Source organism: Algibacter luteus, assembly GCF_030344935.1.
Lineage (GTDB): Bacteria > Bacteroidota > Bacteroidia > Flavobacteriales > Flavobacteriaceae > Arenitalea > Arenitalea lutea.
This window is the reverse complement of sequence record NZ_CP128313.1, coordinates 762998-775687: the sequence shown is the minus strand read 5'-3', so window position 1 is coordinate 775687 and position 12690 is coordinate 762998. Positions and strand designations below refer to the sequence as shown.

The following is a 12690-nucleotide window of genomic DNA, read 5'->3' as shown; positions in this document are numbered from 1 at the left end:
TTGTAACTACTATTTATTTAATTCTCTAAATTTGGTTATATTGTACCTGCTATTATCAAAACAATTTAACTTTACGTAAAAAATAAAGCACCCCTCCTTACTAAGTAAATCAGGATGCTTCTTTCCGGGGCCCGTCTCACCAAAACCCCTAGCTATTAATCACTAATAAAATTTAATGAGAGAATATCTAATGCTAAAACACTATCGTTTAATATCCTTTGTTCCCATATTTCGATAAAATCATTTGTTGAGAACTCTACTTTTCCAGTAATAGAATTTCTTAATTTGCTTGTTTTTATTATTTCTGAACTGTTTTTATTCATTATAAAATAATTAGCAAACTTCGTTTCTTCATTTTCAATTTCTGGACATACAGCATTAATTTGAAACGCTCTTGTTTTTTGCCCTAAATATGTCACTCTATTATTGAAAGGTGTTGATAGACTAAATAAATCGATAGTATTATCAGTCCCAGCAACATTTATTTTTTGTATTTCACATTTATAATAGGTATGACCTGATGACGAATCAACTAGCCCATCATTCTTTAATCCTTTATTAAAAAATAGAGTACCGTTGTTATTTATAATGGAGCCTTTTTTATTAATCAATTCATTTTCAAAATACACATTGGTTGAATCTGATATATACAATACGCCTTCATTAACAATTTGAGCATGGCCAAACATGAAATTAAATAATACCAAACCTATATTTATAAGATTTTTATAATTCACATTTCTATTTTTTACTTAGATATTATATCTAAATTAATATCCTTCCTTTTGTAATTATAAATCCCTAATTCAGGATTATTACTCTCAAACGGAGTATGACGTTTATCAATATTTGTTGTTCTATTAGCAAATTCTATATTTGCTATTTCTTTCTCATGAGTTATTACTTCTTCGTTGTTTAACAAATCAGGAAATTCTTCTGATACGGAATCTTCGTCTTGCTTAGATCGCTTTAAAAACAATTCTAAGACCTTAGTTTTCAATGTTAATTTGTTTCCTAATTCTTTGCATTTGGTAATGTCTAGCATACTAGCACAGTAAAAATTACTATTATCTAAACTCAAACTATTTAATGTAAATTCAACCGGAAACTCACTGCCATTTTTACGAATGCAACACAACTCAATTATATCTGTGTTTTGGCTTTCTTTAATTTTACTTATTATTGCCAATAATTCTTTAATATTTCCTTTTCTATATTTAATAGATAATAAAATTGAAAGTGGATGCCCCAGTATTTCAGCCTTTGAATAGCCAAATGCTATTTCTGCTCCTTTATTCCATTCGGTAATATTTCCAACATTATCGGTAACAACTATTATACCTACATCTATTGATTGATAAATGGACATATACTTTGAATACGCAATTTTACTTTCTAATAGTTGCGTGTTTTCTAATTCATATTTGGTTACATCTTTATATATGGCTACATATTTTATTCTATTTTCTTCTTCATTTATTATGGGAACAATAGTGGTATCTAACCAGAAGAGTTTTCCTGTGTCGGAAATATCATTTAGTACACCTTGCCATTTGTGTCCTGCTTTTATAGTTTTCCACAACTCTTTATAGACCTTATTAGCATGCAGATGCGATTTTAACAATTCATGTGTTTCTCCAACAAGTTTGCTAACATCGCATTCCATTATTTTGCAATAATTATTGTTGGCGTATTCTATTCTACCCAAAGCATCGGTTATTGTAATAATGGTATTTTTAGATATTACTTCTAATAAATCATTATTGAGACCGTCTAATATGTTATAATTAATTGCTTCCATAAAACCTGTTTTTTGTTTCAAAACAATAATTCTTAGCTGCTTCTAATTCACTAAAAACACCAAATGGTGTCATTGGGTTGTAAATTCTTTTATAGGCTGTGATTAACAATCTTATTCCTATAGTGTTAGTAATAAATGATTCAGAAATCCTAAGTTTTACAAGCTCTGGATTATTAGTTATTAATTTTGCCGCTGAAATTGAAAATGTGCCTTTAGTATCTCTAACATCAATTAGAAAAGGCATAGGCTTACCATTACATAATTTAACTATGGCATTGATATATTGACCTGCCCGACTATAAGTTAATTTTGAATTTGAATCTTCATTATTGAACTTACAATAAAGAATCTCTGTATTATCTGTCCAAAACATAGCGTTTTCAAATATTACAAGTTCGTCTGTAAACTTCTTTTTAATAAGAGGCATTAAATTGTGCATAATTTTCATTACAAAATTTTAATGTATCAGTATAATCGGTTGATATTTTTATTGGCACTATAGTTGGACTTCCTATCTTGAACAACTCTAGAAAAAATTTTAAATCCAATGACTTAACAATAAATGATTTTGAAAGTACTAAAGATTTAATTTGAGCATTGCTTGAAAACAACTTGAATAATCGAATTGAATTTAGTCTACTAACTCCTGATAAATCAATTAATATTGGTCTATATTTTCCATAAGACATAGCCTTAATTACTTCAATAAAAATAACTTCAGCTTCAAATTCAATAAAACTTTTATCTACATGGCTATTAAAAGTAGCATGTATTATGTCTTGGTCTAGCCAAAATTTTACGTTATCTAAGATAATTTCGTTTTTCATTTCTTAATCATTGTAAAACTTTACGACAATGGGTGTGCCAAAATACACTTACAACAACAAAATAAGTGTAATTATCTGATAATGTGATATTTAAATATTTTCATGAAATAAAATACACCATAAATATGCACGAAATACCGTGCATATTTATGGTGTATTGCAAGAAGTGACGGAATACCGTTACTAGATATTCGGTTTTGTTATGCCTAATTTAGACATTCTATCGCGTAATGTACTAGGTTTTAAATCTAATAAAGCCGAAGCTCCATTTGATCCACTAATTTTCCATTCGCATTGTTCTAATACTTGAAGAATATGATTTCGTTGAGCAGCATCTAAAGACAAATCTTTATTTTTAATATGCTGCTTGGTTTGTTGAGCTGTAGATTCGAAACCTGGAATTAATAAGGTTTCGTTAGTTGAAAGAATTACTGCCCTTTCTATTAAATTCTCCAATTCTCGAATATTACCCGGCCAATCATAAGATTTGAGTTGATTCATCGTATCATCAGGAATAAATTTGATACCCTTATCATACGATTTATTAAACTTATCTACAAAATGCTCAATCAGTAAAGGAATATCATCTTTCCGCTTTCTAAGCGGAGGAACATCAATTGGAAATACATTAAGCCTGAAATATAAATCTTCTCTAAATTGCTTTTTTTTAATTTCCTCTTTGAGATTTCTATTAGTTGCTGCTATTACACGAACATCCAATTTTTTTGACCCAACACCACCCACAACTTCAATTTCGCCTTCCTGTAAAAACCTTAATATTTTTGGTTGCATATCTAATGGTAATTCACCAATTTCATCTAAAAATAAGGTACCTCCATCTGCCAATTCAAACTTGCCTGTTTTGTCGCTAAACGCTCCAGTAAATGAACCTTTTTTATGACCAAATAATTCACTTTCTATTAATTCTCTAGGAATTGCTGAACAATTAACCTTTATAAGAGGTTTATTATTTCGAAGACTTGTATTATGTATAGCCCTTGCTATTAATTCTTTACCCGTTCCAGATTCTCCCAATAATAGCACCGTAGCATTTGTTGGAGCTACTTTTTCAACTTCCGTTAGTACATTGCTAAATTCTGCGCTACCATAAACCATATCTTCATAATTAAAAACGAGGTCTAATTCATTTCTTAAATAGAAATTTTCCTGTTCTAATTGATTACGAAGTTTATTCAATTCTTCGTTGGCCGTTTTCAGATCTTTATTGGCTAAAACAAGATTTTCTTCTGCCTGTTTACGTTCAGCACTTTCAACCATTAAAGACACAATATTAGCAATAGATGTGGCGAATTCTTGATCTTCGGCAGTCCAATCTCTTTTCTTTTTTCCAACATGCTCGAAACAAATAATACCATAATGACCATTAGTACTATTAATAAACACATCCATAAGGGAAGTAATATGGTTTGGTACCAAATAATCTTTTGCAAATTTTTCAGTTATCTCATCATTTAGAGCGTCACTAATACAAATTGTTTGATTTTCGCGTAAGGCGTTAAAATAGTTTGGATTATCGTCATATTTTAATTCAAAACCTGTTTCGTGTAAATCGCTTTGTAACTTATACAATTTTTGGCAAAAAATGGCACTTTTAGCTTTTTCAAAACTCCAAACACTCACCCTTTCAACATTTAATGTTTGAGCAGATAGTTGCGTAATTTTATTTAATGAATCATTAAAACTTTTTCCAACAAGATTGGCTAATTTTAGAATAACCTCCTTCTTTTGATTAGACTTTAAAGCTTTTTCCTCTAAAATAGTCCTCGCTTTTTCTTCATCTGTAATATCCTTTATTGTTGCGAATAAAGCTATGACCTCTCCTTTATCATTTAAAATGTTTCCTGATAAAAAGGACGCTCTGAACTTCTTGCCATTTTTCTTTATAAAATCTAATTTAAACGATCTTGCTTCACCCTTTGTAACATCTTCTTTTATAGCTAACATTAATTCTAAATCTTCGGTCCTTGCAAAAGGATAGGGTAAATTAAGCCCAATAAGTTCCTCCTTTTCATAGCCTAGAATTTCGCAAAACGAATTATTAACCATAATTATTTTTCCTTCAAGATCGACTATTAACAAGCCTTCTTGCATGGACATAATGAGTTTATCTGTAAATTCTTTGGCAAATATGAGTTTCTTTTCGGCACTTTTGCGCTCAAGAATCTCATTTTCAAGATCTAAATTTTTCTGTTCAAGTTTACTTATGAGTCTTTTACTGTAAAGTTTTAAAACTTCTTGCTCTGTGAATTCAGGCTTTTTTTCTGGTTTTGCTTGTGGTTTCGTTTCAGAAAAGATGTTTTGAACCAGTTTTATAATGGTATCAGAATCTGTTGGTTTTCTTAAAAAGTGAGTTGCACCCAGTTTAATGGCAAACTCTTCATCTAATTTTTCTGTGTAAGTAGAAGTATAAAAGACAAAAGGGATGTTCTTAAATGTTTTATCCTTTTTGCAGGCTTGACAAAACATGTAGCCGTCCATTACAGGCATTAAAATATCTGAAATAATCAGGTCAATTTTATTTTTCTGTAATTTATCTAAGCCTTCTTTTCCATCATAAGCCTCCACTATTTTATATCCAGCCTCTTCTAGTATTACCCTTAATAGGTAAAGATTCTCATACGTATCATCTACTATTAAAATAGTTTTCATCTTGTCAAAATTCTATTATCGGGTATTATGAATTTTTTCCATTTGACTCACAAAAGTTTCTGGGTTTATAGGTTTCTCAATGTATCCATCCGCCCCGGCTTCTATGGCCTTTTCTTTATCACCGCCCATGGCATAAGAGGTTACAGCAATAATGGTGGTGTTTTTAGGCAACCCATTATGTCTTAATTTAATACAAATTTCGTAACCGTCCATATCGGGTAATTGTATATCTATTAAAATAATTTCTGGATGTTTTTCGTGCGCTATTTTTAAACCTCGTGCGCCATTATATGCTTTTAGCACATTATAACCATTATTTTCGAGTAGATATGAAAGCATGTACATATTTTGCTTATTATCTTCAATTATTAAAATGGTGGACTTCATGTTCTTAGGTAAAAAGTTGATAGTGAAACGTTAATGTTCTAAATATAAACTTTTTGATGTTATATTTTAATTATTTTTGTCTGAATTTTCTAATGGTAAAGAAAAAGTAAAGTTACTTCCTTTTCCTACAGCACTTTCTACTTGAATTGAACCTCCTAATTTTTCAACTAAATTCTTAGAGATCGCCAACCCAAGCCCCGTACCATCATGATTTCTGCTCAAACCAGTTTCAAGCTGAATAAAAGGCATAAATAATTTAGCTAGATTTTTTTTACTTATACCTATGCCTTCATCAATAACTTGCGTAATAAGCATATTATCTTTTCTATCTACTTTAACCTTAATAGTCCCTTTTTTAGAAAATTTAATGGCATTAGAAAGTAGATTAAGCAGAATTTGCTCAACACGCCTTTCATCACTATTAAGTGTTGTGCTAGTTACCTGAATATCGGTATCTATATTTAGCCCTTTAGCCGAAGCTTGTGGTAACAAAAAGGCAACAACTCCATTTAATGTTGCCAAATAATCAAATGGATATAATGACACTTTTAATTTACCTGCTTCTATTTTAGAAATATCTAAAATATCATTTATTAATCCTAATAAATGCTCGCCACTCTTCTTTACCATAGCAAGTTGCTTTTTTTGCTCTTCATTTAGTGGGCCTGCTAATTCTTTTAACAATATTCCCGTAAACCCAATTATTGAATTCATTGGTGTTCTTAATTCGTGCGACATGGTGGCTAAAAATGCAGACTTCATTAAATCAGCAGATTGGGCTTTCACCTTTTCTTTTTCCAATTCAATTGATTGCGAATTTATATCTTCTAAAAGATTTAATAATGCATCTTTGCTATCATTAAGTTCTTCGGTTCTTAAATTCACTATCTTCTCTAAATTGTTTTTATAGTTTAACAATTCCTTTTCGTTATGAACTCTTGCTGTAACATCTTGCGTTGTTCCAAAGAATTTTATTGGTTTCTGGTTTTTATCATAATAAATTTCGCACTGTTCATCAACATGCTTAATACGCTCACCATCAAGTAATAATCGATAAGTTATATGATATGTATTTTTGTTTTTTAAAGTATCTGTATGTGTTTTAAGCACAAAATCTCTATCGTCTGGATGTACGTTATCAAAAAACGCCTCATATGTCACTTCAAAGTTGTTCGGATCTTTTTCAAATATCCTATACATTTCGTCGGACCACGATAATGTATCTAACTCTAGATCCCATTCAAAGCTACCCAAACTTGCAATTTGTTGTGCTTTATTTAAATTAGACTCACTTCTTTCTATCTTAACTTTAGATGTTTCATAAATAGATTTCAATTCGGATTCTTGACTAATAAGTTTAATATTAATAAGCCGTGTTAATCGTTCTGACTGTCCTGCTAAAAACCAAACACCCCAACCACCATTAATTGCAAGTATTAACCCAAAAAGGGCGAACCATAAACCAGAATTTAATTCGTTTTGCTTAGGTACTACGTATAGTTTCCATTCTCCGAAAGACATCTCTATTGGAACAGCGAATTCCTTATAATTAGACATATCACTATCTAGAAAAAAGTCTTCTTCACCTGTTTTATTATTCACCCTTGAGAGTTGATACATAAAACGTTCATCCCTAGATGTATTTATTTTTAAATCATTAAAAAAGGTTGAAAGTGTAGTTATAACTGCTGAAAATCCTGCAAATTTTTCGTTTATAAAAATGGGTTGTCTGCTAATTATGCCAACGCCGCCTTGTTTTAAATTAACAGGACCTGCAATAAAAAAATCTTTTCTTTTTATTGTGGTTAATACACCGCTAAGCGCCTCATTGCTTTTAAAAATATTAAAACCAATAACGTTATTATCTTTTAAAGGATAAACATGCGTGATTGTACCTGTGCTATCAACTAACTCTACAACATCAAAATATTCATGATTATCTAATAATTCAATGGCGATATCATCAAAATCATCTGGTACTCCATTTCGTTCAACTATATATGCCAGTGCTTTTGTAGCTGAATAACTATACATGACTAATGCTTGTAGTTTTTCTTTTATTAAACTTACCTCATTATCAATTTCTACTTTTTGCTTGTTTTCATTCAATAAATATTGTTGGTAAGCTATATATTGCGTACTAAACAATAAAATTAAAAAGGCAGTAGTACCAGCCACAAAAGGTTTTTTTAGTAAACGGTAAAACGTACTACTTTTCATCATAAAACAAATTATAAGATAACCATATTTTAGAAGTAATTCTAAAGTTCATTTTTCTTCTGAAGTTCTTTGATAATATTCTTAAGTTCTTTCATTTTTAATTCTCTTCCTACAAATAACTTGTTCATACGTTCTAATTCGGTATTTTTAGCGTTAACTTCGGCAGTGCGCTGTTTAACTAACTCCTCTAGGTGATTTCGATGTTTTTCGAGTTCAATTGCAGCTTTTTTACGATTAGTAATATCTCGAATTACACCAATGAGGAATATATTGCCCTTTTCGTCTACAAATCTGGTTTTTTTTGTTAGTATGACTCGGCTCTCCCCACCTTTTATTTTTAATTCGATTTCATCAGCATATTCTCTTCCAGTTGAAATAACTTGCTTATCGGCTTTTAAATATCTCTCTCGTTTTTCTTGAGGCACATCTTCAGCAAAAGTTTTGCCAATGATATCTTCTTCTGTCCGATTAAAAAACTTATAAAAAGCATCATTAGCAATAAGGAATTTACTGTTCTGATCTTTAACAAATACTGGGTCACCAATATTGTTTATAATATTCTTTAAATATTTTTCATTACTTTTTATACGTTCTTCAATTTCTTTTCGCTCGGTAATATCTAACGTCATACCTATATAGCCATACAAATTATTATTGGCATCATATGTTTCAACGGCCTTAACAGATATCCAGGTTATGTTATTGTTCTTTTTATTCTTAAATCTGAATTCTATTTCAAAATCGCCTCCGGTTACAACATATTGTTGCCAAGCCTGAACAACTCTTTCTCTATCCTCAAAATAAATGGCATTAGACCAACCAAATCCCATAGTTTCTTGAAAAGACATTCCTGCATAATTAAGCCACTCTTCGTTTACATAATTACAAGAGCCTTCTTTATCTGTCTGAAAAATTCCTACTGGAGCGCTAGAGGTTAATCGACGAAATAGAAGTTCACTGTTTTTTAAATCCTCTTCAGCTTGTTTATGCTCTGTAATATCCCTTGTAACACCCAACAATGAAATAATTTTTCCTTCCATATCTTTGAAAGGTACCACATGGGTTTCCATCCATCTTTTGGTACCTTTAAGTCCTGTTAATTCAAATATAAGCTTACTTGAATTTCCTTGAAAAACATCTTCAATTTGTTTTTTAAACGCCTCTCTATAATCAGAATTCACAAGATTGAGAACAGATTTTCCAATAACAGCATCTAAACTATCTGCTTCAATCATATCTAACCCTGCCGGATTCATGTACAACAATTCTCCCTTTCGGTTAAGTTGTTTTATACATTCTGGTTCTGATTCTAAAATAGTTCTTATATGGTTCTCACTCTCTTTTACTGCGATTTCAGCCTTTTTCTGCTCTGTAATATCGGTGAAATAAATAGTGATGCCATCTGGAGATGGATAAACTCTATTTTCATACCATTTATCCATGGGCTCGTAATAATCTTCAAATGAAATTGTTTGTTGGGTTTTAGCCGCCTCATTATACGCCTTATAAATAGGGAGATTTACACCATCTGGGAATTCTGTCCAGATATGTTTACCAATTAAACTCTCAGGTGTTTTACCCATAAATTCTGCTGCTTTTTTATTTAAATAGGTATAGCACCAGTTTGTATCAAGAGAAACAAATCCATCTGAAATATTATGCAATGTAGTCTCTAATTGCGACGTTAACTTTTTCTCTACTTTTGCTTTTTCAATTTTTAGATTTTCAAATTGTTTCCTGTACTTTATTATTGAAAAAATATCTCTTTCTTGTTTAGCTATAAATGAAGTAGTTTCTTTTTCGCCGTCTAAATACCTTATATACAAATACAGTGTTAATGAATAAAAAACGGCCGCGATAGATTTACCTATAATATGACTTATTAATGATGTTTTTAGCAGTGGTGTTCCATAAAACAAAGCCAAATTAAAGGCAAAAGCATCAAACATTAAAATAGTGCCTAAAGATAAGAGTAACACCAAAAAATAAGGTAGATTTTTAAATTTGCTGATTAAAAATTGATAAAGAATAACTATTAGTAAAAAATCTACAAGTAGTATGACTGTTCCGCTAAATAAGTACTTAAAGTTGATATCATAAAAAGCACCCATTGGGCCCACGATATCGCTCATTTTACTAATAATGCCATGTTGTACGTATGTAATTTCAAATACTAACGACATGATTATATTTGAAAGCACCACACCTATAATAAGAGCGCGAGCACTAGCAACACCTTCTTTTGTATAAATTAATAAAACTGCAAATAAGAGTCCGCTGAATAGTATTATGGAGCCTGGGTATATAACGTAATCTTCAAACAACTTAAAACTAAAGGAAGTTCCTAAATTGGCTTGCAAATATTGTAAAGCTCCTAAAAGTATATATAGCGGCGCCAAACCAATTTTAGGTCTGAGTTTAAATAAAATAAGTATACTCGATACTACAAGTATAAACTCAATGATTATGGTTGCGTAAATTTCCATGCAATAATTCGATGCTTTATATGGATTTAAATCTGCTTTAAATGGAGAAATAACCTTTCCAATAGCTACTAACATGAATAGCGCTTAAAATACAGAAGTTTATAAATATACTATTTGTGAGATTAAATTTGAATTAAAATCAGTACAATTTAATAGAAAAATTGACTGTCGCTCTTAATTGAAAGCGAAAAATGCAATGAAAATGATTTAAAGTTATTGTAGATTTCTCTGGTACTGTATTGATCTCAGAACCTTTATTATATTTTTTATACATCTTGATGAATTTGTCCAAAAAAAAAGCCCTAATTTCTTAGAGCTTATTTCTTGCCATATAACTTCCCTATTTATGAGGTAAGCATTCATTTTTAATTTGAAGTTTATAAAACCGAAACCAAATGTATTCGTTCTTTAACTTAATATCTTTTTTGTACTAATGAGCCGGTGGCCCACCACCATCATCATCATCTTCATCGCCACAATCTATCAAATTGGCTTCAAAATACATGGCCCAACTATTACCTCCAAAATCTTCACCTTCAGCCCAAGCAGTTTCGCCAGATGGACCATCAACTTCTGCATGTGCCGCAAAGCATAAAGTTCCAGTAATTTCACCAATATCAATGGCATACGTAACTTGAGTAGTTCCATCTTCATGCTCACTCGCATAATCAAAATGGCCAATTTTAGGGTTATTTGCACCTGTTGTCGGGAAACCATCCTCTTCGCAATTACTAATATGTAAATGTGTGGCATCTAAAACCCAATCGCCATTTGTTGTGTATGTTACAATTAAAAAATCGCCTTCAATGTTTATGGATACTGTTCCTATTTCATGATGTTGACCTGCAATTAAATTTACCTCATGACAATAACTAGCTGTAGTTTCATTAGTTGAATTATCAGTCTGAACAACTTCAAAATCTTTATTTTTCTTAGTTGATTTTTCTTCGTTATTAATTTGAATATCTGATTGTTCAATGCTTTCTAAGTTACATCCAAAAAACAACAATCCTAGACTCAAAAGAGACATGCGTACAAGATTTTTCATAACATTTTATTAAGTAGGTTAACAATTCAAACTTAGTCTGAATCAGCTAAAAGACAAAATATTTTCGTTGTATGACGTATAATTTTTAAAAATGAAAGCTAAATATTACATATTTTATAGATTAAAGTATTAATTCAATTATACAAGTTCTTAATTTTGTCCCTAACTCAATAAGTATCTTAATTTATTGATAAAAAAAACCCACTCTAATAGAATGGGTTATTTATTGACTTAGAAGGATGTGTTATTTATTCTAATTCAAGAATAATAGTTCCAACTGATTCTACATTACCAACTTCAACATTTACTTCTAATGATTCATAAGCCATATAGGATTCCTTCATAATCTTAATAATATATCCTCCCGCTTCAAGTCCTTGAATTACAAAATCTCCATTTTCATTAGTTAATGTATCCTTTACTAAATCTCCTTCTGTGGTATAAACTTCTATTAATTGGTTTGCAATTGGAGTTTCAATATCTTCAATAATTTCAACAACCTTACCACTTATTGAGCCTGAATTTACCTCTGCATTCACTTTAATGACTGGTTTTAAAATATATTTTCCTGAATTACCAGCTTTAACAATAGACTTCTGAACATTCCAGTCTAAAATAAACGAATAAACAAATCCTGCTTCCAATTCTTTATCTAAGTTTAGTTTTAATCCTGATTGTTGAGCACTTGGTGTATCTAATGGAATTAAATCATCTTCACCTTCAATTTTTAGGGTATTATTATCACTAAGCACCAATCTTACTTGCTTTAAAAGCCCAACAGGAACAACTTCATCTGTTAATAGCAAACTATTACCTGCAATAAGTTCTGTAATATCAACATTTAAAGGATACCCGCTTTCAGGAGTAAAGCTTTGCCAACTTTCGTCTTCTTCAGTAGATCTGTATTGAATGTCTATTATCTCAATATTTACTTGCTCATAATCTCCAGGTTCATCAACCAATTTCAGTTGAATTCTGGCAGTTTCACTTTTATTACTATCTGCATTATCACAGTTTACCATTAGCATTAATGCCATCATAGTTATTACTGTTCCAAAAATTGATTTTAAATAATTCATTCTCATAACTTCCTTTTTTATAGATAATTACAAAAGTAAGACCTCCTTTAAAACTTGTCCTACTATTAACAGTATTTTCGTTGAAATGCCACGTTCTTTAACTAATAAATAAAAAGGCTAACCGATAATATGGTTAACCATTATAAAAACTTTGTGAAGTGCCATTAATTAT

Annotated in this window: 10 protein-coding genes; all 10 read right to left on the bottom strand. The window is 30.6% G+C overall.

Features of this window, described 5'->3' with window-relative positions; genetic code table 11:
* Positions 1 to 155 precede the first annotated feature (155 nt).
* Entirely contained in the window at positions 156 to 737 is a 582-nt protein-coding gene (locus O5O44_RS03320; protein ID WP_289195722.1) for a hypothetical protein, read from the bottom strand.
* Positions 738 to 748: 11 nt separating this feature from the next.
* A complete protein-coding gene (locus O5O44_RS03315) occupies positions 749 to 1801 on the bottom strand; it encodes a PAS domain-containing protein (protein ID WP_289195721.1) in 1053 nt (350 codons plus the stop codon).
* Complete coding sequence (locus tag O5O44_RS03310; RefSeq protein ID WP_289195720.1) at positions 1788 to 2249, bottom strand: DUF7793 family protein; 462 nt, start codon at positions 2247 to 2249, stop codon at positions 1788 to 1790. Before O5O44_RS03310 ends, O5O44_RS03315 begins: the two co-directional genes overlap by 14 nt.
* Positions 2215 to 2628 (bottom strand): hypothetical protein, encoded by a 414-nt coding sequence (locus tag O5O44_RS03305; protein ID WP_289195719.1) that lies wholly within the window; start codon positions 2626 to 2628, stop codon positions 2215 to 2217. The genes O5O44_RS03310 and O5O44_RS03305 overlap by 35 nt, the downstream gene beginning before the upstream one ends.
* 183 nt (positions 2629 to 2811) lie before the next feature.
* A complete protein-coding gene (locus tag O5O44_RS03300) occupies positions 2812 to 5298 on the bottom strand; it encodes a sigma 54-interacting transcriptional regulator (protein WP_289195718.1) in 2487 nt (828 codons plus the stop codon).
* 15 nt (positions 5299 to 5313) lie between these two features.
* The gene (locus O5O44_RS03295) at positions 5314 to 5685 is read right to left on the bottom strand and encodes a response regulator (RefSeq protein ID WP_019386106.1); all 372 of its coding nucleotides are present in this window, start codon (positions 5683 to 5685) and stop codon (positions 5314 to 5316) included.
* A gap of 66 nt (positions 5686 to 5751) precedes the next feature.
* Positions 5752 to 7908, bottom strand: coding sequence for a sensor histidine kinase (locus tag O5O44_RS03290; RefSeq protein WP_289195717.1), 2157 nt, complete (start codon positions 7906 to 7908; stop codon positions 5752 to 5754).
* A gap of 38 nt (positions 7909 to 7946) precedes the next feature.
* Positions 7947 to 10466: a PAS domain-containing protein gene (locus tag O5O44_RS03285; protein WP_289195716.1), complete on the bottom strand. Its 2520-nt coding sequence runs from the start codon at positions 10464 to 10466 to the stop codon at positions 7947 to 7949.
* A 355-nt stretch (positions 10467 to 10821) separates the two neighbouring features.
* Complete coding sequence (locus tag O5O44_RS03280) at positions 10822 to 11439, bottom strand: hypothetical protein (protein WP_289195715.1); 618 nt, start codon at positions 11437 to 11439, stop codon at positions 10822 to 10824.
* A gap of 248 nt (positions 11440 to 11687) precedes the next feature.
* Complete coding sequence (locus tag O5O44_RS03275; RefSeq protein ID WP_289195714.1) at positions 11688 to 12518, bottom strand: DUF4382 domain-containing protein; 831 nt, start codon at positions 12516 to 12518, stop codon at positions 11688 to 11690.
* Positions 12519 to 12690: the final 172 nt, after the last annotated feature.